Source organism: Ectopseudomonas khazarica (genome assembly GCF_004521985.1).
GTDB classification, from domain to species: Bacteria; Pseudomonadota; Gammaproteobacteria; order Pseudomonadales; family Pseudomonadaceae; genus Aquipseudomonas; species Aquipseudomonas khazarica.
In genome coordinates this window covers 357636-381297 of sequence record NZ_SBHZ01000002.1, presented here as the reverse complement: position 1 = coordinate 381297, position 23662 = coordinate 357636, and the positions used below count along the sequence as shown (strand labels likewise).

Annotated in this window: 35 protein-coding genes; 34 read left to right on the top strand and 1 reads right to left on the bottom strand. The window is 60.8% G+C overall.

The features are described 5' to 3' along the window. Positions 1-127: 127 nt before the first annotated feature. From rpsJ to bfr, 30 genes are all read left to right on the top strand, one after another. On the top strand, positions 128-439 hold the full coding sequence (gene rpsJ / locus EPK82_RS03695; protein ID WP_003243886.1) for a 30S ribosomal protein S10: 312 nt from the start codon (positions 128-130) through the stop codon (positions 437-439). An 83-nt stretch (positions 440-522) separates the two neighbouring features. Continuing rightward, positions 523-1152, top strand: coding sequence for a 50S ribosomal protein L3 (gene rplC / locus EPK82_RS03690; RefSeq protein ID WP_013717347.1), 630 nt, complete (start codon positions 523-525; stop codon positions 1150-1152). A gap of 14 nt (positions 1153-1166) precedes the next feature. Continuing rightward, entirely contained in the window at positions 1167-1769 is a 603-nt protein-coding gene (rplD, locus tag EPK82_RS03685; RefSeq protein ID WP_037055711.1) for a 50S ribosomal protein L4, read from the top strand. After that, complete coding sequence (rplW, locus tag EPK82_RS03680) at positions 1766-2065, top strand: 50S ribosomal protein L23 (RefSeq protein ID WP_021444331.1); 300 nt, start codon at positions 1766-1768, stop codon at positions 2063-2065. The genes rplD and rplW overlap by 4 nt, the downstream gene beginning before the upstream one ends. A gap of 14 nt (positions 2066-2079) precedes the next feature. Beyond that, positions 2080-2904, top strand: coding sequence for a 50S ribosomal protein L2 (gene rplB, locus EPK82_RS03675; protein ID WP_037055713.1), 825 nt, complete (start codon positions 2080-2082; stop codon positions 2902-2904). Between the two features lie 16 nt (positions 2905-2920). Continuing rightward, on the top strand, positions 2921-3196 hold the full coding sequence (rpsS, locus tag EPK82_RS03670) for a 30S ribosomal protein S19 (RefSeq protein ID WP_003243896.1): 276 nt from the start codon (positions 2921-2923) through the stop codon (positions 3194-3196). An 11-nt stretch (positions 3197-3207) separates the two neighbouring features. Further along, positions 3208-3540 (top strand): 50S ribosomal protein L22, encoded by a 333-nt coding sequence (rplV, locus tag EPK82_RS03665; RefSeq protein ID WP_003103908.1) that lies wholly within the window; start codon positions 3208-3210, stop codon positions 3538-3540. A gap of 13 nt (positions 3541-3553) precedes the next feature. After that, entirely contained in the window at positions 3554-4240 is a 687-nt protein-coding gene (gene rpsC, locus EPK82_RS03660) for a 30S ribosomal protein S3 (RefSeq protein WP_003243898.1), read from the top strand. 12 nt (positions 4241-4252) lie between these two features. Continuing rightward, the gene (gene rplP, locus EPK82_RS03655) at positions 4253-4666 is read left to right on the top strand and encodes a 50S ribosomal protein L16 (RefSeq protein WP_003243901.1); all 414 of its coding nucleotides are present in this window, start codon (positions 4253-4255) and stop codon (positions 4664-4666) included. Further along, on the top strand, positions 4666-4857 hold the full coding sequence (rpmC, locus tag EPK82_RS03650) for a 50S ribosomal protein L29 (protein WP_003243902.1): 192 nt from the start codon (positions 4666-4668) through the stop codon (positions 4855-4857). The genes rplP and rpmC overlap by 1 nt, the downstream gene beginning before the upstream one ends. A 2-nt stretch (positions 4858-4859) precedes the next feature. Then, complete coding sequence (gene rpsQ / locus EPK82_RS03645; RefSeq protein WP_003243904.1) at positions 4860-5126, top strand: 30S ribosomal protein S17; 267 nt, start codon at positions 4860-4862, stop codon at positions 5124-5126. Positions 5127-5149: 23 nt separating this feature from the next. Then, complete coding sequence (gene rplN, locus EPK82_RS03640; RefSeq protein WP_003243907.1) at positions 5150-5518, top strand: 50S ribosomal protein L14; 369 nt, start codon at positions 5150-5152, stop codon at positions 5516-5518. 11 nt (positions 5519-5529) lie between these two features. Continuing rightward, positions 5530-5844 carry a 50S ribosomal protein L24 gene (gene rplX / locus EPK82_RS03635; RefSeq protein ID WP_003463290.1) on the top strand — a complete coding sequence of 105 codons (315 nt, stop codon included), beginning with the start codon at positions 5530-5532 and terminating at the stop codon, positions 5842-5844. Positions 5845-5863: 19 nt separating this feature from the next. After that, positions 5864-6403, top strand: coding sequence for a 50S ribosomal protein L5 (rplE, locus tag EPK82_RS03630; protein WP_003243911.1), 540 nt, complete (start codon positions 5864-5866; stop codon positions 6401-6403). Positions 6404-6417: 14 nt separating this feature from the next. Beyond that, entirely contained in the window at positions 6418-6723 is a 306-nt protein-coding gene (gene rpsN / locus EPK82_RS03625) for a 30S ribosomal protein S14 (protein ID WP_037055718.1), read from the top strand. Positions 6724-6917: 194 nt separating this feature from the next. After that, a complete protein-coding gene (gene rpsH / locus EPK82_RS03620) occupies positions 6918-7310 on the top strand; it encodes a 30S ribosomal protein S8 (protein WP_003243915.1) in 393 nt (130 codons plus the stop codon). Positions 7311-7323: 13 nt separating this feature from the next. Then, positions 7324-7857 (top strand): 50S ribosomal protein L6, encoded by a 534-nt coding sequence (gene rplF / locus EPK82_RS03615; protein WP_037055721.1) that lies wholly within the window; start codon positions 7324-7326, stop codon positions 7855-7857. An 11-nt stretch (positions 7858-7868) separates the two neighbouring features. Further along, positions 7869-8219, top strand: a complete 351-nt coding sequence (gene rplR / locus EPK82_RS03610; RefSeq protein ID WP_017675612.1) for a 50S ribosomal protein L18 — start codon at positions 7869-7871, stop codon at positions 8217-8219. A gap of 3 nt (positions 8220-8222) precedes the next feature. Beyond that, positions 8223-8723 (top strand): 30S ribosomal protein S5, encoded by a 501-nt coding sequence (gene rpsE, locus EPK82_RS03605; protein WP_037055724.1) that lies wholly within the window; start codon positions 8223-8225, stop codon positions 8721-8723. A 2-nt stretch (positions 8724-8725) separates the two neighbouring features. Then, a complete protein-coding gene (gene rpmD, locus EPK82_RS03600) occupies positions 8726-8905 on the top strand; it encodes a 50S ribosomal protein L30 (RefSeq protein WP_003243922.1) in 180 nt (59 codons plus the stop codon). A 2-nt stretch (positions 8906-8907) separates the two neighbouring features. Beyond that, positions 8908-9342, top strand: coding sequence for a 50S ribosomal protein L15 (gene rplO, locus EPK82_RS03595; RefSeq protein WP_037055727.1), 435 nt, complete (start codon positions 8908-8910; stop codon positions 9340-9342). After that, positions 9343-10671 (top strand): preprotein translocase subunit SecY, encoded by a 1329-nt coding sequence (gene secY, locus EPK82_RS03590; RefSeq protein WP_037055730.1) that lies wholly within the window; start codon positions 9343-9345, stop codon positions 10669-10671. It begins immediately after the preceding gene. Positions 10672-10699: 28 nt separating this feature from the next. Then, complete coding sequence (gene rpmJ / locus EPK82_RS03585; RefSeq protein ID WP_002555468.1) at positions 10700-10816, top strand: 50S ribosomal protein L36; 117 nt, start codon at positions 10700-10702, stop codon at positions 10814-10816. A gap of 133 nt (positions 10817-10949) precedes the next feature. Continuing rightward, positions 10950-11306, top strand: coding sequence for a 30S ribosomal protein S13 (gene rpsM / locus EPK82_RS03580; RefSeq protein ID WP_003463275.1), 357 nt, complete (start codon positions 10950-10952; stop codon positions 11304-11306). A gap of 30 nt (positions 11307-11336) precedes the next feature. After that, positions 11337-11726 (top strand): 30S ribosomal protein S11, encoded by a 390-nt coding sequence (gene rpsK, locus EPK82_RS03575; RefSeq protein WP_003243933.1) that lies wholly within the window; start codon positions 11337-11339, stop codon positions 11724-11726. A gap of 17 nt (positions 11727-11743) precedes the next feature. Next, on the top strand, positions 11744-12364 hold the full coding sequence (rpsD, locus tag EPK82_RS03570; protein WP_003243935.1) for a 30S ribosomal protein S4: 621 nt from the start codon (positions 11744-11746) through the stop codon (positions 12362-12364). Between the two features lie 22 nt (positions 12365-12386). After that, the gene (locus EPK82_RS03565; RefSeq protein WP_037055733.1) at positions 12387-13388 is read left to right on the top strand and encodes a DNA-directed RNA polymerase subunit alpha; all 1002 of its coding nucleotides are present in this window, start codon (positions 12387-12389) and stop codon (positions 13386-13388) included. A 44-nt stretch (positions 13389-13432) separates the two neighbouring features. Further along, positions 13433-13819: a 50S ribosomal protein L17 gene (gene rplQ, locus EPK82_RS03560; protein WP_037055738.1), complete on the top strand. Its 387-nt coding sequence runs from the start codon at positions 13433-13435 to the stop codon at positions 13817-13819. Positions 13820-14079: 260 nt separating this feature from the next. Then, a complete protein-coding gene (gene katG / locus EPK82_RS03555) occupies positions 14080-16230 on the top strand; it encodes a catalase/peroxidase HPI (RefSeq protein WP_037055741.1) in 2151 nt (716 codons plus the stop codon). 135 nt (positions 16231-16365) lie between these two features. Next, positions 16366-16830, top strand: coding sequence for a bacterioferritin (bfr, locus tag EPK82_RS03550; RefSeq protein ID WP_047587342.1), 465 nt, complete (start codon positions 16366-16368; stop codon positions 16828-16830). A gap of 87 nt (positions 16831-16917) precedes the next feature. On the opposite strand, the gene uvrA is transcribed toward bfr, so the two are convergent. Further along, positions 16918-19779 (bottom strand): excinuclease ABC subunit UvrA, encoded by a 2862-nt coding sequence (uvrA, locus tag EPK82_RS03545; RefSeq protein ID WP_037055746.1) that lies wholly within the window; start codon positions 19777-19779, stop codon positions 16918-16920. Positions 19780-19913: 134 nt separating this feature from the next. Between uvrA and EPK82_RS03540 the strand changes: the two genes are divergently transcribed. The 4 genes from EPK82_RS03540 to EPK82_RS03525 are packed head-to-tail and all read left to right on the top strand — an operon-like array spanning position 19914 to position 23629. Then, a complete protein-coding gene (locus EPK82_RS03540) occupies positions 19914-21308 on the top strand; it encodes an MFS transporter (protein ID WP_037055747.1) in 1395 nt (464 codons plus the stop codon). Positions 21309-21317: 9 nt separating this feature from the next. Continuing rightward, positions 21318-21809, top strand: a complete 492-nt coding sequence (locus EPK82_RS03535) for a single-stranded DNA-binding protein (protein WP_037055750.1) — start codon at positions 21318-21320, stop codon at positions 21807-21809. Between the two features lie 19 nt (positions 21810-21828). Further along, the gene (locus EPK82_RS03530) at positions 21829-22713 is read left to right on the top strand and encodes a sugar nucleotide-binding protein (RefSeq protein ID WP_134675805.1); all 885 of its coding nucleotides are present in this window, start codon (positions 21829-21831) and stop codon (positions 22711-22713) included. Next, on the top strand, positions 22706-23629 hold the full coding sequence (locus tag EPK82_RS03525) for an NAD-dependent epimerase/dehydratase family protein (RefSeq protein WP_134675804.1): 924 nt from the start codon (positions 22706-22708) through the stop codon (positions 23627-23629). Before EPK82_RS03530 ends, EPK82_RS03525 begins: the two co-directional genes overlap by 8 nt. Positions 23630-23662: the final 33 nt, after the last annotated feature.

The window sequence follows — 23662 nt, the reverse complement described above, 5'->3', positions numbered from 1 at the left end:
CTTCGGGGCCCTTTTCTTTTGAACTGGTTAAAAGTTGACACCCCTGGGGGGCATCCGTACAATTGCGCCTCCCTCGAACGGGCGTAGTCCGTCTGTGGGGATTAGCAGCTTGGAATCTGAGGTCAAAATGCAAAACCAACAAATCCGTATTCGGTTGAAGGCTTTTGACCATCGCCTGATCGATCAATCTACCCAGGAAATCGTGGAAACCGCGAAACGTACTGGTGCTCAGGTGCGTGGTCCGATTCCTCTGCCTACTCGTAAGGAGCGGTATACCGTTCTGATTTCCCCGCACGTCAACAAAGACGCGCGTGATCAGTACGAAATCCGCACTCATAAGCGTGTTCTGGACATCGTCCAGCCGACGGATAAAACCGTTGATGCGCTGATGAAGCTCGACCTTGCGGCAGGCGTGGAAGTGCAGATCAGCCTCGGCTAAAACCTGGCGGTTTTAGTCGTGTAACGCTCTGAAATGGGCGGCCATAGCGGGTGAAAGCCCCGTACACTCATGAGGTTTACAACATGACTATTGGTGTAGTCGGTCGTAAGTGCGGTATGACCCGCATTTTCACCGAAGAAGGTGTCTCCATTCCGGTCACGGTCATCGAGATCGAGCCGAATCGCGTCACCCAGTTCAAAAACGAGGAGTCCGATGGCTATCGTGCAGTGCAAGTCACTGTCGGCGAGCGTCGCGCTTCGCGTGTTAGCAAGGCTCAGGCTGGCCACTTCGCCAAGGCGAACGTCGCGGCAGGTCGTACCGTTCTGGAATTCCGTCTTGAAGAAGGCGACTACCAGGCTGGCGATCTGATCAACGCTGAAATTTTCCAAGCTGGTCAACTGGTCGACGTGACCGGTCAGTCCAAAGGTAAAGGCTTCGCCGGTACCATCAAGCGTTGGAACTTCCGCGGCCAGGACAACACTCACGGTAACTCCGTTTCGCACCGTGTACCGGGTTCCATCGGTCAGTGCCAGACTCCGGGTCGTGTATTCAAGGGCAAGAAGATGTCCGGTCATATGGGCGCCGAGCGCGTGACCGTGCAGTCCCTGGAAGTTGTTCGCGTAGACGCCGAGCGTAACCTGCTGCTGGTCAAGGGTGCCGTTCCGGGCGCTACTGGCGGCGACGTTATCGTTCGTCCGGCTGTCAAGGCGTAAGGGGAGAATCTGAGATGCAATTGAATGTAAATGGCGCTCAGGCGATCGAAGTGTCCGAAGCGACCTTTGGTGGCGAGTTCAACGAGACCCTGGTTCACCAAGCAGTCGTGGCCTACATGGCCGGCGGCCGTCAGGGCACCAAAGGCCAGAAGTCCCGTTCCGACGTTTCCGGTGGCGGTAAGCGCCCGTGGCGTCAGAAGGGCACCGGTCGTGCTCGTGCGGGTACCACCCGTGGTCCGATCTGGCGTGGCGGTGGTGTGACCTTCGCAGCGTCCACCCGTAACCATGATCAGAAGCTGAACAAGAAGATGTACCGCGCAGCCCTGCGCTCCATCCTTGCTGAGCTGGTTCGTACCGACCGTCTGGTAGTGGTTGAAGACTTCGCTGTCGAAGCGCCGAAAACCAAGGCTCTGCTGAGCAAGCTGAACGGCCTGGGTCTGAACGATGTGCTGATCGTATCCGACGCGGTCGATCAGAACCTGTACCTGGCTGCCCGCAACCTGCCGCACGTCGATGTACGTGACGTCCAGGGTTCCGATCCGGTCAGCCTGATCGCGTACGAAAAAGTGCTGGTCACTGTTTCGGCCGTGAAGAAATTCGAGGAGCTGCTGGGATGAACCAGGAACGCGTATTCAAAGTGCTGCTTGGCCCGCACATCTCCGAGAAGGCCACGGTTCTGGCTGACAAGCAAGGTCAGTTCGTTTTCAAAGTCGCTACCGATGCGACCAAGCTGGAAATCAAGAAGGCCGTCGAAAGCCTGTTCAGCGTGAAGGTTGAGCGCGTTACTACCCAGAACGTTCTGGGCAAGAGCAAGCGCACCGCTCGCGGTCTGGGCAAGCGTAACGACTGGAAGAAGGCAGTTATCTCCCTTCAGCCGGGCCAAGATCTCGATTTCACCAGCAGTGCTGAGTAAGGAAGGGGTGCATCATGGCAATCGTTAAATGCAAACCGACTTCCGCTGGCCGCCGTTTTGTGGTCAAGGTGGTCAATCAGGAGCTGCACAAAGGCGCTCCGTACGCTCCGCTGCTCGAGAAGAAGTCGAAGTCCGGTGGTCGTAACAACAACGGCCGTATCACCACGCGTCACGTTGGTGGTGGTCACAAGCAGCATTACCGTCTGGTCGACTTCCGTCGCAACGACAAAGATGGCATCCCTGCCACTGTCGAGCGCGTGGAATACGATCCGAACCGTACTGCTCACATCGCTCTGCTGAAGTACGCCGACGGTGAGCGTCGCTACATCATTGCCCCGAAAGGCGTTGTAGCTGGCGACCAACTGATCGCGGGCATCATGGCTCCGATCAAGGCCGGTAACAGCCTGCAGCTGCGCAACATTCCGGTGGGTTCGACCGTTCACGGTATCGAGCTGAAGCCGGGTAAAGGCGCGCAGATCGCTCGTTCCGCTGGTGCTTCCGCTCAGCTGATCGCGCGTGAAGGTGCTTATGTGACTCTGCGTCTGCGCTCCGGCGAAATGCGCAAAGTCCTGGCTGAGTGCCGTGCGACTCTGGGCGAAGTCTCGAACTCCGAGCACAGCCTGCGTTCGCTGGGTAAGGCTGGCGCCAAGCGCTGGCGTGGTGTTCGTCCGACCGTTCGTGGTGTTGCCATGAACCCGGTTGATCACCCGCACGGTGGTGGTGAAGGTCGTACCTCCGGTGGTCGTCATCCGGTGTCGCCATGGGGCTTCCCGACCAAGGGCGCGAAGACCCGTGCTAACAAGCGCACCGACAACATGATCGTCCGTCGTCGCAAGTAAATAGAGGGATACGACAGTGCCACGTTCTCTGAAAAAAGGTCCTTTTATCGATCTTCACCTACTGAAGAAGGTCGAAGCGGCGGTGGAAAAGAATGATCGCAAGCCGGTTAAAACCTGGTCGCGTCGTTCGATGATCCTGCCGCAGATGGTCGGTTTGACCATCGCCGTGCATAACGGTCGTCAGCATGTCCCGGTTCTCGTGAACGAAGACATGGTCGGCCACAAACTGGGCGAATTTGCCGGCACTCGTACCTATCGTGGTCACGTTGCCGACAAGAAAGGCAAGCGTTAAGGGGTTTGGAAATGGAAGTAGCCGCTAAGTTGTCGGGCGCTCGCATCTCCGCCCAGAAAGCTCGCCTGGTCGCCGACCAGATCCGCGGGAAGAAGGTGGGCGAAGCGCTCAACCTGCTGGCTTTCAGCAGCAAGAAAGCCGCCGAGATCATGAAGAAAGTGCTGGAGTCGGCCGTTGCCAACGCCGAGCACAACGAAGGCGCAGACGTTGATGACCTGAAGGTCAGCACCGTTTTCGTCAACGAAGGGCGTTCGCTTAAGCGCATCATGCCGCGTGCCAAAGGCCGTGCTGATCGCATCGTCAAGCGGTCTTGCCATATCACTGTCAAGGTTGCGGACAAGTAACGGAGTCGATCAGATGGGTCAGAAAGTACATCCCGTTGGCATCCGCCTGGGAATCGTCAAGGATCACACCTCGGTCTGGTACGCAGACGGTCGCAATTACGCCGACTATCTGAATGCCGACCTGAAGGTTCGTGCATACCTGCAAGACAAACTAAAAAGCGCGTCCGTTAGCCGTATCGACATCGCTCGTCCGGCTCAAACCGCACGCATCACCATCCACACCGCTCGTCCCGGCATCGTGATCGGCAAGAAAGGTGAAGATGTTGAGAAGCTGCGTCAGGACCTGACCAAGCAAATGGGTGTGCCGGTGCACATCAACATCGAAGAGATCCGCAAGCCGGAGCTCGACGGTATGCTGGTTGCGCAGAGCGTAGCTCAGCAGCTGGAGCGTCGCGTTATGTTCCGTCGCGCCATGAAGCGCGCTGTACAGAACGCCATGCGCATTGGTGCCAAGGGCATCAAGATCCAGGTGAGTGGTCGTCTCGGCGGCGCTGAAATCGCTCGTACCGAGTGGTATCGCGAAGGTCGTGTGCCCCTGCACACCCTGCGTGCCGACATCGATTACGCCACCTACGAAGCGCACACCACTTACGGTGTGATCGGCGTCAAGGTTTGGATCTTCAAGGGTGAGGTCATTGGTGGCCGCACTGAAGAGCTGAAGCCGCAAGCGCCCGCTCCTCGTAAAGCTGCTAAGAAATAAGGAGTACGCATCATGTTGCAACCAAAGCGTACGAAGTTCCGCAAGCAGATGACCGGCCACAATCGTGGTCTGGCTCAGCGCGGTAGCAAAGTCAGCTTCGGCGAGTTCGCGCTGAAGTCTGTCGCCCGCGGTCGTCTCACCGCTCGTCAGATCGAGTCCGCTCGTCGTGCTCTGACTCGTCACGTAAAACGTGGCGGCAAGATCTGGATCCGCGTCTTCCCGGACAAGCCGGTTACCAAGAAGCCTCTCGAAGTGCGTATGGGTAAAGGTAAGGGTGGCGTTGAATACTGGGTAGCCCAGATCCAGCCAGGCAAAGTCCTGTACGAGATCGAAGGCGTATCCGAAGAGCTGGCGCGCGAGGCCTTCGCCCTGGCTGCTGCAAAGCTGCCGCTCGCCACCACCTTTGTTAAGCGGACGGTGATGTGATGAAAGCGACCGAACTTCGTGAAAAAAGCGCACAGCAGCTGAACGAGCAACTGCTCGAGCTGCTGCGCGACCAGTTCAATCTGCGTATGCAGAAGGCAACTGGCCAGCTGGGGCAGTCGCACCTGCTCTCGCAAGTGAAGCGCGACATCGCTCGCGTCAAGACTGTCCTCAGCCAGCAGGCAGGTAAGTGATCATGGCCGAAGTTGAAAAAACAGTCCGTACGCTGACCGGCCGTGTTGTCAGCGACAAGATGGACAAGACCATCACCGTTCTGATCGAGCGTCGCGTCAAGCACCCGATCTACGGTAAATACGTCAAGCGTTCGACCAAGCTGCACGCTCACGACGAATCCAACCAGTGCAAGATCGGCGACAAGGTTTCCATCCGTGAAACCCGCCCGCAGTCCAAGACCAAGTCCTGGGCGCTGGTTGAAGTCGTTGAACGCGCCGTAGAAGTCTAAGAGCTAAGGGTCGGAGAAATTTTATGATTCAGACTCAATCCATGCTCGATGTGGCTGACAACAGTGGTGCACGTCGCGTCATGTGCATCAAGGTGCTGGGCGGCTCGCATCGTCGCTACGCCGGCATCGGCGACATCATCAAGGTCACCGTCAAGGAAGCAATTCCGCGCGGCAAAGTGAAGAAAGGTCAGGTCATGACCGCAGTGGTCGTTCGTACCCGTCACGGCGTTCGCCGTGCCGACGGTTCGATCATCCGCTTCGACGGCAACGCTGCTGTTCTGCTGAACAACAAGCAAGAGCCGATCGGTACCCGTATTTTCGGGCCAGTGACCCGTGAACTTCGTTCCGAGAAGTTCATGAAGATCGTCTCGCTCGCCCCTGAAGTGCTTTAAGGAGATCCGACATGCAAAAGATTCGTCGTGACGACGAGATCATCGTGATCGCCGGCAAAGACAAAGGTAAGCGTGGCAAGGTGCTCAAGGTTCTCGCTGACGACCGTCTGGTCGTTGGCGGCATCAACCTGGTGAAGCGCCACACCAAGCCGAACCCGATGTCGGGCGTTCAAGGCGGTATCGTCGAGAAAGAAGCGCCGCTGCACGCTTCCAACGTTGCCATCTTCAACTCTGAAACCAACAAGGCTGATCGCGTTGGCTTCAAGGTCGAAGACGGCAAGAAAATTCGTGTCTTCAAGTCCACCCAAAAGCCGGTTGGCGCTTGAGAATCATAGGTAGAACACCATGGCACGACTGAAAGAGATTTACCGGAAGGAAATCGCGCCCAAGCTGAAGGAAGAACTGAAGCTGGCCAACGTGATGGAAGTTCCGCGCATCACCAAAATCACCCTGAACATGGGCCTGGGCGAAGCGATCGGTGACAAGAAAGTCATCGAGAACGCCGTTGCCGACCTCGAGAAGATCACCGGTCAGAAAGTCGTCGTGACTCATGCCCGCAAGTCGATCGCAGGTTTCAAGGTTCGTGAAGGCTGGCCGATTGGCGTCAAGGTCACTCTGCGTCGCGAGCGTATGTACGAGTTCCTGGATCGTCTGCTGTCCATCTCCCTGCCGCGCGTGCGTGACTTCCGCGGCCTGAATGCCAAGTCCTTCGACGGCCGCGGCAACTACAGCATGGGCGTGAAAGAGCAGATCATCTTCCCGGAAATCGATTACGACAAGATCGATGCGCTGCGTGGTCTGGACATCACCCTGACTACCACTGCCCGTAACGATGATGAAGGCCGCGCTCTGCTGCGTGCTTTCAACTTCCCGTTCCGCAACTGATCGGAGTCTGGAACATGGCCAAAATGAGCATGAAGAACCGTGAGCTGAAGCGTCAGCAAACGGTTGCCAAGTACGCCAAGAAGCGTGCCGAGCTGAAAGCGATCATCGTTAACCCGAACTCCACTCCGGAAGCTCGTTGGGAAGCGCAGGTCGCCCTGCAGAAGCAGCCACGTGACGCCAGCGCCTCGCGCCTGCGTAACCGTTGCCGCATCACCGGCCGTCCGCACGGCGTTTACCGCAAGTTCGGTCTGTCGCGTAACAAGCTGCGCGAAGCCGCCATGCGCGGTGACGTACCGGGCCTGGTGAAAGCCAGCTGGTAATCAGCGGTAGCTGAAAGCAGAGCCGGCCTTGTGCCGGCTTTGCCTTTTATTGAACAAGCCCCTTTTGGGGCTTGCTTCATTTTTGATCGGTCTCTAGAATGTCCGGCTCTCCTGAGCCTGGTATTTCCGTGCCGAGCTTTTGGATGATCCCACAGCCCTCGGGCTGTTCTTTTTGTATCAGGAGCGTCTAGCCCATGAGTATGCAGGACCCGTTAGCGGACATGCTAACTCGTATCCGTAATGCCCAGATGGCTGAAAAGTCCGTCGTAAGCATGCCGTCTTCCACTCTGAAGGTGGCTGTAGCCAAAGTTCTGAAGGACGAGGGTTACATTGCGGGTTACGAAGTAAATGGCGAAGCCAAGCCACAACTGTCCATCGAGCTGAAGTACTTCGAAGGCCGTCCGGTCATCGAGGAAGTCAAGCGCGTGAGCCGTCCTGGCCTTCGTCAATACAAATCCGTCGATGACCTGCCGAAGGTTCGTGGCGGTCTCGGTGTTTCCATCGTCTCCACCAACAAAGGTGTGATGACGGATCGCGCTGCGCGCGCTGCCGGTGTCGGCGGCGAAGTGCTCTGCACCGTGTTCTAAGGGGGGGATAAGCATGTCTCGCGTTGCTAAGAACCCCGTCGCGCTGCCAGCTGGTGTCGAGATCAAACTCGCCGGTCAGCAGCTCTCGGTGAAGGGTGCCAAGGGCACTCTGGAACTGAACGTTCATTCGTCCGTGGAAGTGATCCAGGAAGGTAGCGAGCTGCGTTTCGCTGCTCGTAACGGCGACCAGCAGAACCGTGCCATGGCCGGTACTACTCGCGCTCTGGTGAACAACATGGTCATCGGTGTCAGCCAAGGCTTCGAGCGTAAGCTGCAACTGGTAGGTGTGGGCTACAAAGCTCAAGCCAAAGGCCAGGTGCTGAACCTTGCTCTGGGCTTCTCCCACCCGATCGACTACGAACTGCCGGAAGGCGTCGTGGCCGAAACCCCGAACCAGACCGAAATCCTGATCAAGGGTATCGACAAGCAACTGGTGGGTCAGGTGGCTGCGGAGATCCGTGACTTCCGTCGTCCTGAGCCGTACAAGGGCAAAGGCGTTCGTTACGCGGATGAAGTTGTCCGTCGTAAAGAAGCCAAGAAGAAGTAAGGGGCTGAGAAATGACCGACAAAAAAGTTACTCGTCTGCGTCGCGCTCGCAAAGCACGCCTGAAAATGCACGAGCTCGAAGCCGTGCGTCTGTGCGTGTATCGCTCTTCGCAGCACATCTATGCCCAGGTCATCTCGGCCGACGGCAGCAAGGTTCTGGCCAGCGCCTCTACCTTGGACAAAGCTCTGCGTGATGGCGCCACCGGCAACGTCGACGCAGCCAAGAAAGTTGGTGCGCTGGTTGCTGAGCGTGCGAAAGCCGCTGGTGTGACTCAAGTGGCATTCGACCGTTCTGGCTTCAAGTACCACGGCCGCGTCAAGGCGCTGGCTGATGCTGCTCGTGAAGGCGGGCTGGAGTTCTAAGTTATGGCAAATAACGACCAAAAGCGCGACGAAGGCTACATCGAGAAGCTGGTTCAGGTTAACCGCGTTGCCAAGACCGTCAAAGGTGGCCGTATCTTCACCTTCACCGCACTGACCGTAGTGGGTGATGGCAAGGGTCGCGTCGGTTTCGGCCGTGGCAAGTCCCGTGAAGTACCGGCTGCCATCCAGAAGGCGATGGAAGCTGCGCGTCGCAACATGATCCAGGTGGATCTGAACGGCACCACTCTGCAGTACCCGATCAAGTCCGCTCACGGCGCCTCCAAGGTGTTCATGCAGCCGGCTTCCGAAGGTACCGGTATCATCGCCGGCGGCGCCATGCGTGCCGTGCTGGAAGTGGCTGGTGTGCAGAACGTTCTGGCCAAGTGCTACGGCTCGACCAACCCGGTGAACGTGGTTCATGCCACTTTCGAAGGTCTGAAGACCATGCAGTCTCCGGAATCCGTTGCGGCCAAGCGTGGCAAGAGCGTCGAGGAGATTCTCTAACCATGGCTAACACCGTCAAAGTGACTCTGATCAAGAGCACCAATGGCCGTCTGGCCAATCACAAAGCTTGCGTCAAGGGCCTGGGTCTGCGCCGCATCGGTCACACCGTAGAGGTTCTGGATACTCCGGAAAACCGCGGCATGATCAACAAGGCTTACTACCTGCTGAAGGTGGAGGGTTAATCATGCAACTGAACGATCTGCGTTCCGCGCCGGGTGCCCGTCGCGAAAAGCACCGTCCGGGCCGTGGTATCGGTAGCGGTCTGGGCAAGACTGGTGGCCGTGGTCACAAAGGTCAGACCTCCCGCTCCGGTGGCTCCATCGCTCCGGGCTTCGAGGGTGGTCAGCAGCCGCTGCACCGCCGTCTGCCGAAGTTCGGCTTCGTTTCCCTGAAGGCTATGGATCGCGCTGAACTGCGTACCTCCGAGCTGAACAAGGTTGAAGGCGATGTCGTTACTCTGCAGGCTCTGAAGGATGCCAACCTGGTAGGCCAACACGTACAGCGCGTCAAAGTCATGCTGTCCGGTGAGGTTACCCGTGCGGTCACCCTGAAAGGTATCGCCGCCACCAAGGGTGCGCGTGCGGCTATCGAAGCAGCTGGCGGTAAGTTCGAGGACTAAATGGCTAAGCAAGGTGCTCTCTCAGCGCTGGCAGGTGGCGGGTTGTCCGAACTCTGGGCTCGACTGCGCTTCCTGTTCCTGGCGATCATCGTCTACCGGATAGGTGCGCACATCCCGGTTCCTGGCATCAACCCAGACCGACTGGCGGATCTGTTCCGGCAGAATGAGGGGACCATTCTTAGCTTGTTCAACATGTTTTCCGGCGGCGCGCTGGAGCGGATGAGCATCTTTGCACTGGGGATCATGCCGTACATCTCGGCATCGATCATCATGCAGCTGATGACCGCCGTCAGCCCGCAGCTGGAGCAGTTGAAGAAGGAAGGTGAAGCTGGCCGTCGCAAGATCAGCCAGTACACCCGCTACGGCACACTCGCCCTGGCATTCGTCCAGGCCATCGGCATGTCCGTTGGTCTGGCCAGTCAGGGCGTAGCGTTCTCGGTCGATTTCGGCTTCCACTTCGTGGCGGTCACCACTTTTGTGGCGGGCGCGATGTTCATGATGTGGCTGGGCGAGCAGATCACCGAGCGCGGTGTCGGCAACGGTATCTCGATGCTGATTTTTGCTGGCATCGTGGCCGGTCTGCCGGCGGCAATCGGGCAGTCTTTCGAGTCTGCCCGTCAAGGCGATATCAACATCTTCGCCCTGATTGCCATCGGCCTGCTGGCAGTAGCGATCATCGGTTTCGTGGTGTTCATCGAGCGTGGTCAGCGTCGCATTGCGGTGCACTACGCCAAGCGTCAGCAGGGCCGCAAGGTCTTCGCTGCGCAGACCAGCCACTTGCCGTTGAAGGTGAACATGGCGGGCGTGATCCCGGCCATTTTCGCCAGCAGCCTTCTGCTGTTCCCGGCCTCGCTGGGGTCTTGGTTCGGTCAGTCCGAAGGTCTGGGCTGGCTGCAGGACATTTCGCAGGCTATCGCTCCTGGTCAGCCGTTGAACATTCTGCTGTTTAGTGCAGGGATCATTTTCTTCTGCTTCTTCTACACAGCGCTGATGTTCAACCCGAAAGACGTAGCGGAAAACCTGAAGAAGTCCGGTGCCTTTATTCCGGGCATCCGTCCGGGCGAGCAGTCGGCACGCTATATCGATGGCGTACTGACCCGCTTGACCATGTTCGGTGCTCTGTACATGACGGCCGTGTGCCTGTTGCCCCAGTTCCTGGTGGTGGCGGCCAACGTTCCGTTCTACCTTGGCGGGACCTCGTTGCTGATCGTGGTCGTGGTTGTCATGGACTTCATGTCCCAAGTGCAATCTCACCTCGTGTCTCACCAGTACGATTCCCTGATGAAGAAAGCCAACCTGAAGGGTTATGGCAGCGGCATGCTCCGCTGATCCACCCGTAAGGTTCGAGGAGTTGGTAATGAAAGTTCGTGCATCGGTGAAAAAGCTGTGCCGTAACTGCAAAATTATCCGTCGCGAAGGTGTCGTGCGGGTGATCTGCAGCGCAGAGCCGCGTCACAAGCAGCGCCAAGGCTGAGTGTGAACCACGCGTGATAAGCCCGGCAGCTAGTGCGCTGCCGGGTTGATTATTTGTTTTTACAGCGTTAATATCTCGCGCCCTATTTCTTGGCTTCCGGGGCGTAGGTAGCTGTCAATTGGAGTTCCACTGAATGGCCCGTATTGCAGGCGTTAACATTCCGGATAACAAGCACACTGTTATCTCGCTGACCTACATCTTCGGTGTTGGTCGCACCACTGCACAGAAAATCTGTGCCGCTACCGGCGTAAATCCGGCTGCGAAAATCAAGGATCTGACTGACGAGCAGATCGAACAGCTGCGTGGCGAAGTAGCCAAGGTGAATACCGAAGGCGACCTGCGTCGTGAAGTGAATATGAAGATCAAGCGCTTGATGGATCTGGGTTGCTACCGCGGCCTGCGTCATCGTAAAGGTCTGCCGGTTCGCGGTCAGCGTACCAAGACCAACGCTCGCACCCGTAAGGGCCCGCGTAAGCCGATCCGCAAGTAATCGCATTCGCGAATCGACAGGAATTTAGTCATGGCAAAACCTGCTGCTCGTACTCGTAAAAAAGTCAAAAAGACAGTGGTTGATGGCATCGCCCACATCCACGCGTCTTTCAACAACACTATCGTGACCATCACCGACCGTCAGGGCAACGCCTTGTCCTGGGCTACCTCCGGTGGTTCGGGCTTCCGCGGCTCGCGTAAGTCCACTCCGTTCGCCGCCCAGATCGCCGCCGAGCGCGCTGGTCAGGCTGCACTGGAGTACGGTCTGAAGAACCTCGACGTGAACGTCAAGGGTCCAGGCCCAGGTCGCGAATCCGCTGTGCGTGCTCTGAACGCCTGCGGCTACAAAATCGCCAGCATCACCGACGTGACGCCTATCCCGCACAACGGGTGCCGTCCGCCGAAGAAGCGTCGCGTGTAAACAGGAGACAGTGAGAAATGGCTCGTTACATTGGTCCCAAGTGCAAACTGTCTCGTCGTGAAGGCACCGATCTCTTCCTGAAGAGTGGTGTTCGCGCGCTTGAATCTAAGTGCAACATCGAAGCAGCTCCCGGTATTCACGGTCAGCGCCGTGGTCGTCAATCCGACTACGGTACCCAGCTGCGTGAGAAGCAGAAAGTCCGTCGTATCTACGGCGTTCTGGAGCGTCAGTTCAGCGGTTACTACAAGCAAGCTGCCAGCCAGAAGGGCGCCACCGGCGAAAACCTGCTGCAACTGCTGGAGTGCCGTCTGGATAACGTGGTTTACCGTATGGGCTTTGGCGCTACCCGTGCCGAATCCCGTCAGCTGGTTTCGCACAAAGCAATCAGCGTCAACGGTCAGACCGTAAACGTACCGTCCTACCAGGTTAAAGCTGGCGACGTAGTTGCTGTTCGCGAGAAATCGAAGAACCAGCTGCGCATCGCTCAGGCTCTTGAGCTCTGCGCCCAGCGCGGCCGCGTTGAGTGGGTAGAAGTAGACGCCGAGAAGAAGTCTGGTGTGTTCAAGAACGTACCGGCTCGTGGCGATCTGTCCGCTGACATCAACGAGAGCCTGATTGTCGAGCTCTACTCCAAGTAAGGGCTAGAAAATAGGTGCATCCATGCAGATTTCGGTAAATGAGTTCCTGACCCCCCGTCACATCGATGTGCAGGAGGTCAGTCCGACCCGCGCCAAGATCACCCTCGAGCCTCTCGAGCGTGGTTTCGGCCATACCCTGGGCAACGCGCTGCGTCGCATCCTGTTGTCCTCCATGCCTGGCTGTGCAGTAGTCGAGGCCGAGATCGACGGCGTACTCCACGAGTACTCCGCGATCGAAGGTGTGCAGGAAGATGTCATCGAGATCCTGCTCAACCTGAAAGGTCTGGCTATCAAGCTGCACGGCCGTGACGAAGTGACCCTGACTCTGTCCAAGAAGGGCCCGGGCGTCGTTACCGCTGCCGATATTCAGCTGGATCACGATGTCGAAATCGTCAACGGCGACCACGTAATCGCCAACCTGGCCTCCAATGGCTCGCTGAACATGAAGCTCACCGTAGCTCGTGGTCGCGGCTATGAGCCAGCCGACGCTCGCCAGAGCGACGAAGATGAAAGCCGCAGCATTGGTCGCTTGCAGCTGGATGCTTCGTTCAGCCCGGTACGTCGTGTTGCCTACGTGGTGGAAAACGCTCGTGTCGAGCAGCGCACCAACCTGGACAAACTGGTTATCGACCTGGAAACCAACGGTACCCTGGATCCTGAAGAGGCTATCCGTCGTGCCGCGACCATCCTGCAGCAGCAGCTGGCCGCGTTCGTCGACCTCAAGGGTGACAGTGAGCCGGTTGTGGTCGAGCAGGAAGACGAGATCGATCCGATCCTGCTGCGTCCTGTCGATGACCTGGAACTGACCGTACGTTCGGCCAACTGCCTCAAGGCAGAGAACATCTACTACATCGGCGACCTGATTCAGCGTACCGAAGTAGAGCTGCTCAAAACCCCGAACCTGGGCAAGAAATCCCTGACCGAAATCAAGGATGTTCTGGCTTCTCGCGGTCTGTCCCTCGGTATGCGCCTCGACAACTGGCCGCCGGCAAGTCTGAAGAAAGACGATAAGGCCACTGCCTGATCGTCATCATCACCGAACGAAACAGTTTGGTAAGGAATTGAACCATGCGTCATCGTAAAAGTGGCCGTCACCTCAGCCGCACCAGCGCTCACCGCAAGGCCATGTTCCAGAACATGGCGGTATCGCTGTTTGAGCACGAGCTGATCAAAACTACCCTGCCGAAAGCCAAGGAACTGCGTCGCGTTGCCGAGCCGCTGATCACCCTGGCCAAGGAAGACAGCGTTGCCAACCGTCGTCTGGCCTTCGACCGTACCCGTTCGAAAGCCATCGTTGGCAAACTGTTCAACGATCTGGGCAAGCGCTACGCCACCCGTAACGGCGGCTACCTGCGCATCCTCAAGTGCGGTTTCCGCGCTGGCGACAACGCCCCGATGGCTTACGTCGAACTGGTTGACCGTCCGGTCGCCGGCTCGGTAGAAGCTGCCGAGTAAGTCGTTTGCTGTACGAGAAACCGGGCCTAGTGCCCGGTTTTTTGTTGCCCGTCATTTCTGCCTGTTCCTCCCAACGTTCTGCGGCCCCACGGCGGGTGGCGCTGCCAGTCGCTTGGCATTCACGGCCGCCACAGGCGAAAGAAAATAGCTATCGGCTCGTTACACTTCATGAATTGGTTCGCCTGACAAAGCGGGTCTAGGCTTGTCCCATTGTTGATTGCACAGGCTGCAATCGACCCGATGAGGAGAAGGAGAGAAGCATGTCGAACCAAGGTAAATGTCCGTTCAACCACGTTGCAGGTGGCGGCACGACCAATCGAGATTGGTGGCCGAATCAGCTTCGTGTGGACTTGCTGAACCAGCATTCCGACCGATCCAACCCGCTCGGCGAGACGTTCAATTACGCCGAAGCGTTCAAGAAGCTCGATTACAAGGCGCTCAAGGCCGACCTGGTCAGGCTGATGACCGACAGCCAGGACTGGTGGCCGGCGGACTTCGGTCACTATGGTCCGCAGTTCATCCGCATGGCCTGGCACTCGGCCGGTACCTATCGCACCACCGATGGCCGTGGCGGCGGTGGTCGTGGCCAGCAACGCTTCGCTCCGCTGAACTCCTGGCCGGACAACGTCAATATCGACAAGTCGCGCCGCCTGCTGTGGCCGATCAAGCAGAAGTATGGCCAGGCGATTTCCTGGGCCGACCTCTACATCCTCGCCGGTAACGTGGCGCTCGAGTCCATGGGCTTCCGTACCTTCGGCTTTGCCGGTGGTCGCGAGGACGTCTGGGAACCGGATCAGGACGTCAACTGGGGCGCCGAGATCGCCTGGCTGGGTGTCGATCCCAAGCGCGTCAACGACGAGCGCGAGCTGGCCGCACCGTTCGGTGCCACCCACATGGGCCTGATCTACGTGAACCCGGAAGGTCCGAACGCCAGTGGTGACTACCTGGAGGCAGCCAAGGACATCCGCGCCACCTTCAACCGCATGGCCATGGACGACGAAGAGATCGTCGCCCTGATCGCGGGTGGTCACACCTTCGGCAAGTGCCACGGTGCAGCCCCTGAGTCGCACAAGGGACCGGAGCCGGAAGGCGCGCCCATCGAGGCCCAGGGCCTTGGCTGGACCAGCGACTTCGGCACTGGCCATGGCAAGGACACCGTGTCCAGCGGCCTCGAGGTTACCTGGACGAAGACCCCGGCGCTGTGGAGCAACAACTTCTTCGAGAACCTGTTCAAGTTCGAATGGGAACTGACCAAGTCGCCGGCTGGTGCCAAGCAGTGGGTGGCCAAGGATGCACCGGAGATCATTCCCGATGCACACGTGCCCGGTAAATTCCACAAGCCGACCATGCTGACCACTGACCTCAGCCTGCGTTTCGACCCTGGGTTCGGCAAGATCTCCAAGCACTTCTACGAAGATCCGCAGGCGTTCGCCGATGCCTTCGCCCGTGCCTGGTACAAGCTGACGCACCGCGACATGGGGCCGAAAGCGCGCTACCTCGGCCCGGAAGTGCCGAAGGAAGACCTGATCTGGCAAGACCCGTTGCCAGCCGCCACGCACAACCCGAGCGCCGCCGATATCGCCGACCTGAAGGCGAAGATCGCGGCCTCCGGTCTGTCGGTCGGTGACCTGGTGTCCGTGGCCTGGGCTTCGGCCTCGACCTTTCGCGGTGGTGACAAGCGCGGTGGCGCCAATGGTGCGCGTCTGGCCCTGGCGCCGCAGAAGGATTGGGCGGTCAACCAGCGTGCGATCAAGGTGTTGCCGAAGCTGGTGGAGATCCAGCAGGCCTCCGGCAAGGCGTCGTTGGCGGATGTGATCGTGCTCGCCGGTAACGTGGGCGTGGAGCTGGCTGCCAAGGCTGCTGGCGTCACGGCTGAGGTGCCGTTCGCTGCTGGCCGTGTCGATGCACGTCAGGACCAGACCGATGTCGAGTCGTTCGATGTGCTGGAGCCGGCAGCCGATGGCTTCCGCAACTACAGCAAGGGCAATCTGGGTGTGCCGACCGAAGCGATGCTGGTCGACAAGGCGCAGATGCTGACCCTGACAGCGCCCGAGCTGACGGCGCTGGTGGGTGGCCTGCGTGTACTGGGTGCCAACCATGACGGCAGCCAGCATGGCGTGTTCACCGACAAGGTCGGCGTGCTGTCCAACGACTTCTTCGTCAACCTGCTGGACATGGGCACCGAGTGGAAGGCCACCGACAGCAGCAGCGAGGTGTTCGAAGGGCGGGCTCGCAAGGATGGCCAGGTGAAGTACACCGCCACCCGTAACGACCTGGTGTTCGGCTCCAACTCGGTACTGCGTGCCTACGCCGAGGTCTATGCCAGTGGCGACGGCAAGGAGAAGCTGGTCAAGGACTTCATCGCCGCCTGGACCAAGGTGATGAACCTGGATCGTTTCGACCTGGCCTGAGCCTGAAGGACGCACAGCCGTGCGTCAGTAGACCGCAACGCCTCCCCTGTGGAGGCGTTGTGCTTTTGCTTGACCGAATCAGGTGTGAGGCGGAGCATTGCACTCTGCCAACGAACGCTACAAGGATTGCCCGGCATGAAAGGCCACACCGAAGTCATCGACTACCTCAAGCACCTGCTCAAGGGTGAGCTGGCCGCCCGCGACCAGTACTTCATCCATTCGCGGCTGTATGAGGACTGGGGCTTCAGCAAGCTCTACGAGCGCATCAATCACGAGATGGAAGAGGAAACCCAGCACGCTGATGCCCTGCTCAAGCGCATCATCTTCCTGGAGGGCGTGCCGGACATGGCGCCGAACCCCTTCACCTACGGGCAGACGGTGCCCGAGGCGCTGAAGCTGGACCTGGCCCTGGAGTACGAAGTGCGTGCGGCCCTCAGCAAGGGCATCGAGCTGTGCGAGCAGCATCAGGATTACCCGAGCCGCGACATCCTGCTGGCGCAGCTCAAGGACACCGAGGAAGATCATGCCTACTGGCTGGAAATCCAGCTGCAGCTGATCGACAAGCTGGGGCTCGAGAAGTACCTGCAAAGCCAGATGTGAGCGGCAAGCTACAAGCTGCAAGCCACAAGAAAAAGCCAGAGCATATGCTCTGGCTTTTTGTTTCCGCTCTGGCTTGCCGCTTGCGGCCTATCGCTTGTCGCTGTCTCTTTCCAGCAGTGGCTTGAGGAAGTGCCCGGTATGCGATGCGGGGTTCGCCGCCACCTCTTCGGGGGTGCCGGTCGCGATGATCATGCCGCCCTTGGAGCCACCCTCCGGACCGAGATCGACCAGCCAGTCGGCGGTCTTGATCACGTCCAGGTTGTGTTCGATCACCACCACGGTGTTGCCGTGGTCGCGCAGGCGATGCAGCACGTCCAGCAGTTGCTGGATATCGGCGAAGTGCAAGCCGGTGGTCGGCTCGTCGAGGATGTACAGGGTCTTGCCCGTGTCGCGCTTGGACAGCTCGCGGCTCAGCTTGACCCGCTGCGCCTCGCCGCCGGACAACGTGGTCGCGCTCTGGCCCAGCTTGATGTACGAGAGGCCGACGTCCATCAGGGTCTGCAGCTTGCGGGCGATCGCCGGCACGGCGTCGAAGAAGGCGCGGGCGTCCTCGATGGTCATATCGAGCACTTCGGTGATGCTCTTGCCCTTGTACTTCACTTCCAGGGTTTCGCGGTTGTAGCGCTTGCCCTTGCACACGTCGCACGGCACGTAGATATCCGGCAGGAAGTGCATCTCCACCTTGATCACGCCGTCGCCCTGGCAGGCTTCGCAGCGCCCGCCCTTGACGTTGAAGGAGAAGCGCCCCGGCCCGTAGCCGCGCGAGCGCGACTCCGGCACGCCGGCGAAGAGTTCGCGGATCGGCGTGAACAGGCCGGTATAGGTCGCCGGGTTGGAGCGTGGCGTACGGCCGATCGGGCTCTGGTCGATGTCCACCACCTTGTCCAGGTGCTGCAGGCCGTCGAACGAGTCGTGCGGCGCGGCTTCCAGGCTGGTGGCGCCATTCAGCGCGGTAGCGGTGATCGGGAACAGGGTGTTGTTGATCAGCGTCGACTTGCCCGAGCCGGAGACACCGGTGACGCAGGTGAGCAGGCCGACCGGAATCTCCAGGTCGACCTTGCGCAGGTTGTTGCCGCGCGCACCCTTGAGTTTCAGCGACTTCTTCTTGTCGCGCGGGGTGCGGGTCGCCGGGTACTGGATCTTCTTGCGCCCGGACAGGTAGCTGCCGGTCAGCGACTCGGGGTCGGCCATCACCTGGTCCGGTGTGCCCTGGGAGACGATCCGCCCACCGTGCACGCCGGCGCCCGGGCCGATGTCCACCACGTAGTCGGCCAGGCGAATGGCGTCCTCGTCGTGTTCGACCACGATCACCGTGTTGCCCAGGTTGCGCAGGTGGGTGAGGGTGGCCAGCAGGCGCTCGTTGTCGCGCTGGTGCAGGCCGATGGACGGCTCGTCGAGGATGTACATGACGCCGACCAGGCCGGCGCCGATCTGGCTGGCCAGGCGGATGCGCTGCGCCTCGCCGCCGGAGAGGGTGTCGGCGCTGCGGTCGAGGGTCAGGTAGTCGAGGCCGACATTGACCAGGAACTGCAGGCGCTCGCGAATCTCCTTGAGAATCTTCTCGGCGATCTCGCCGCGTCGTCCGCTCAGGTGCAGCTCGCCGAAGTAGTCGCAGGCATCGCCCACCGGCAGGCCGGTGACGGCCGGCAGGGTCTTCTCGCCGACCCAGACGTGGCGTGCCTCGCGGCGCAGGCGGGTGCCGCGGCAATCCGGGCAGGGCTGGGTGCTGAGGAACTTGGCCAGCTCTTCGCGCACGCTGGCCGACTCGGTTTCGCGGTAGCGGCGCTCGAGGTTGGGGATGATGCCCTCGAAGGGGTGCGAGCGCTTGACGATGTCGCCACGGTCGTTGAGGTACTTGAAGTCGACGCTCTGCGTGCCGCTGCCGAACAGGATCACCTTCTGGTGCTCGGCCGCCAGTTCGTCGAACGGTTCTTCCAGGCTGAAGCCGTAGTGGCTCGAGAGCGAGCCGAGCATCTGGAAGTAGTAGACGTTGCGGCGGTCCCAGCCGCGAATGGCGCCTTCGGCGAGGGTCAGCTCGCCGTTGACCAGGCGCTTGGTGTCGAAGAACTGCTTCACCCCCAGGCCGTCGCAGGTAGGGCAGGCGCCAGCGGGGTTGTTGAAGGAGAACAGCTTGGGTTCCAGCTCGCTGATCGAGTGACCGCAGTGCGGGCAGGCGAAGCGTGCGGAGAAGATGATCTCGTCGCCTTCCTCGCCCTGCTCTTTGTCGCCTTCGGCTGGGAGGGGCGCCACCAGGGCGATGCCGTCGGCCAGGCCGAGGGCGGTCTCGAAGGACTCCGCCAGGCGCTGCTGCAGGTCTTCGCGCACCTTGAAGCGGTCGACCACCACGTCGATGGAGTGCTTCTTCTGCTTGTCCAGCTTGGGCAACTCGTCCAACTCATGCAGCTTGCCGTTGATCCGGGCGCGGACGAAGCCCTGCGCGCGCAGCTCCTCGAACACCGAGAGGTGCTCGCCCTTGCGTTCGCGGATCACCGGGGCCAGCAGCATCAGCTTGCGCCCTTCCGGCAGGGCCAGCACCTGATCGACCATCTGACTGACGGTCTGTGCCTCCAGCGGCACGTCATGGTCCGGGCAGCGCGGGGTGCCGACGCGGGCGTAGAGCAGGCGCAGGTAGTCGTAGATCTCGGTGATGGTGCCGACGGTCGAGCGCGGGTTGTGCGAGGTGGATTTCTGCTCGATGGAAATCGCCGGGGACAACCCCTCGATGGTGTCGACGTCAGGCTTCTCCATCATCGACAGGAACTGCCGGGCATAGGCCGACAGCGACTCGACGTAGCGGCGCTGGCCCTCGGCGTAGAGCGTGTCGAACGCCAGGGAGGACTTGCCGGAGCCGGACAGGCCGGTGATCACGATCAGCTTGTCGCGCGGCAGGGTCAGGTCGATATTCTTCAGATTGTGGGTGCGGGCCCCACGGATCAGGATTTTGTCCACTTACAACGGCCTCGCTGGGCGGGCGGAAAACGGTCGAGTATAGGGCTTGCGCCTAGCCTGCGGCAAAGTGTGTGCCTGTGCCGAAACGGCGGCGGCTGCTAGAATCGCCGGCTGATTTCCTCGGGATTGATTCGATGCACGATCCGCACAGCGAGCGCATGAGCAGTAGCGAGACCCGCGCGGCCGGTGGCCTGGCGATGGTCTTCGCGTTTCGTATGCTGGGCATGTTCATGGTGTTGCCGGTGCTGGCCACCTACGGCATGGATCTGGCCGGCAGTACACCGGCACTCATCGGGCTGGCGATTGGCGCCTACGGTCTGACCCAGGCCGTGCTGCAGATTCCGTTCGGCATCATCAGCGACCGCATCGGGCGGCGCCCGGTGATCTATGTGGGTCTGCTGATCTTCGTCGCCGGCAGCCTGGTGGCGGCCAACGCCGATTCCATCTGGGGCGTGATCGCCGGGCGCGTGCTGCAGGGCGCGGGCGCCATTTCGGCGGCGGTGATGGCGCTACTGTCCGACCTGACCCGCGAGCAGCACCGCACCAAGGCCATGGCCATGATCGGCATGAGCATCGGTCTGTCGTTCGCCGTGGCCATGGTGGTCGGCCCGCTGCTGACCCGCGCGTTCGGTCTGTCCGGCCTGTTCTGGGCGACGGCGGGCATGGCGCTGCTGGGCATCCTGATCGTCGCCGGCGTGGTGCCCAGGGATGCCGGGCCGCTGCAGCATCGCGAGTCCGGCGTGGCCGCCCAGGCGCTATGGCCGACCCTGAAGCATGGCGACCTGCTGCGCCTGGACTTCGCCATCCTGGCGCTGCATGCGGTGCTCATGGCCAGTTTCGTCGCGCTGCCGCTGGCGCTGGTGGAAGAGGGCGGGCTGGTCAAGGAGGAGCACTGGTGGGTCTACCTGACCGCGCTGCTGATCGGCTTCTTCGGCATGGTGCCGTTCATCATCTATGGCGAGAAGAAACGCCAGATGAAGCGCGTGCTGCTCGGCGCCGTCAGCGTCCTGCTGGCCTGCGAGCTCTATTTCGCCCTGTTCGGCCACAGCCTGCGTGCGCTGGTGCTGGGCATCGTGGTGTTCTTCACCGCGTTCAACCTGCTCGAGGCGTCGCTGCCGTCGCTGGTCAGCAAGGTGGCGCCGGCCGGTGGCAAGGGGACGGCGATGGGGGTCTATTCCACCAGCCAGTTCCTCGGCGCGGCGCTGGGCGGCATTCTCGGTGGCTGGCTGTACCAGCATGTCGGCCTGGGCGGGGTGTTCATCGGCTGTGCAGTGCTCTGTGCGATTTGGCTGGCCATTGCTGTTACTATGCGCGAACCGCCGTACGTGACCAGTTTGCGCCTGCCGCTCGATGCCGCGGCACTGGCCGATGTCGAACTGGTCGAACGCCTCAAGGCGACGCCGGGAGTGGCGGACGCCGTGGTGGTGGCCGATGAAGCGGCCATCTATATCAAAGTCGATACCCAACAAGTGGATCGCACGTCTCTGGAGCGCCTGATCGCATCGGCACCAGTGGCGTGCCGAGTCTAGGAGAACGTTATGGCCCGTGGGGTTAACAAAGTCATTCTGGTCGGCACCTGCGGCCAGGACCCGGAAACACGCTACCTGCCCAGCGGCAATGCGGTCACCAACCTGAGCCTGGCCACCAGCGAGCAGTGGACCGACAAGCAGACCGGTCAGAAGGTCGAGAAGACCGAGTGGCACCGCGTTGCCCTGTTCGGCAAGGTCGCCGAGATCGCCGGCGAATACCTGCGCAAGGGTTCGCAGGTGTACATCGAGGGCAAGCTGCAGACCCGCGAATGGGAAAAGGACGGTATCAAGCGTTACACCACCGAAATCATCGTCGACATGCAGGGCACCATGCAGCTGCTCGGCGGTCGTCCGAGCGGTGACGACAGCGGCGCACCGCGCCAGTCGCGCCCGGCGCCTCAGCGTGAGCCGCAGCAGGCCCCGCGTCAGGAGCGTCCGGCTCCGCAGCAGGCCCAGCCGGCGCCTGACTACGACAGCTTCGACGACGATATCCCGTTCTAAGCGGAGCGGGCTCTAGCCTATGCGAATGCGCCTGATGCTGCTGGGCGGCGGCAGTGCCCTGGGGCAAGCGCTGATCCGTCTGGGTGCCGAGGAGGACATTGGCTTCCTCGCGCCCAGGCCGCCGGAGAACGGTTGGGATGCCGCGAGCCTGACCGACCTGCTCGACGACACGCGTCCTGACGCGCTGATCAACCTGGCGTACTACTTCGACTGGTTCCAGGCCGAGTCGGTCGCCGAGTCGCGCCTGGCGACCCAGGAACGTGCGGTGGAGCGTCTGGCCGAGCTGTGCCAGCACCATTCCATCGTTCTCTTGCAGCCCTCCAGCTATCGGGTGTTCGACGGCTCGCGGGTGACGGCCTACAGCGAGAAGGAAGAACCCATCCCCCTCGGCGTGCGCGGCCAGGCCCTGTGGCGCCTGGAGCAGAGCGTGCGGGCGATCTGCCCGCGGCATGTGCTGCTGCGCTTCGGCTGGCTGCTCGATGACAGTCGCGAGGGCCGCCTGGGGCGTTTCCTGCTGCGTGCCGAGCGTGACGACGCCTTGTTCCTGGCCGATGATCGGCGCGGCAACCCGACGCCGGTGGACGACGCCGCGCGGGTGATTCTCGCGGTGCTCAAGCAGCTCGATTGCGAGTCGCCGCTGTGGGGCACCTACCACTATGGCGGGCACGAGGCGAGCACGTCGCTGAGCCTGGGGCAGGCGGTGCTGACGGAGGCGCGCAACTACCGCAGCAACCTGGTCGAGGACGTATCGGCGCAAGCCCATGCCGCTCGCCCGGATGCCGCCGATGAACCGCAGCATGCGGTACTGGCCTGCAAGAAGATTCTTCACACTTTCGGTATCAAGCCGCGCGCCTGGCGTGCGGGTCTGTCCAACCTACTGGATCGCTACTATCGCCATGGCTGAATTTCTCGTAACGGGCGGGGCCGGCTTCATCGGCTCGAATCTGGTCGACGCACTGCTTGCGGCCGGTCATGGCGTGCGCGTGCTGGACAACCTGTCCATGGGCAAGCGCAGCAACCTGCCGCTGGACAACCCGCGCCTGCGCTTCATCGAGGGCGACGTGGCCGACGCGCAGATCGTCGCCGAAGCCGTCGCCGGCTGTGCAGGTGTCGCGCACCTGGCGGCGGTGGCCTCGGTACAGGCCTCGGTGGATGACCCTGTTGCGACGCACCAGAGCAATTTCATCGGTACCCTGAACGTCTGCGAGGCCATGCGCCAGCAGGGCGTGCGGCGTGTCGTCTACGCCTCCAGCGCGGCCATCTACGGCAACAATGGCGAGGGCGTGGCGATCGACGAAGCCACCGCCAAGGCGCCGTTGACGCCCTACGCCTCGGACAAGCTGGCCGGCGAGCATTACCTCGATTTCTATCGTCGCCAGCATGGCCTGGAGCCGGCGGTGTTTCGGTTCTTCAATATCTTCGGGCCGCGCCAGGATCCGTCCTCGCCGTATTCCGGGGTGATCAGCATCTTTACCCAGCGTGCGCAGCAGGGCCTGCCGATCAGCGTCTTCGGCGATGGCGAGCAGACGCGCGATTTCTTCTATGTCGGCGATCTGGTCGCGTTGCTGATGCAGGGCCTGCTCAACCAGCAGGCAGTGCTCGAACCGGTCAACGTCGGCTGGAGCCAGGCGGTCAGCCTCAACCAGCTGCTGGCCGAGATCGGCACGCTGTACGGCGGCCTGCCACAGGTGACGCACCTGCCGGCACGGGCTGGCGATATCCGTCATTCGCGGGCCGACAATTCGCGCCTGCAGGCGCACTACGCCATGCCGGAGCAGACGCCCTTGCGCGAAGGGCTGCGACTGTTGCTCGGGCTCTGAGCAGAGGAAAAGAAAAAGCCGGCGAAAGCCGGC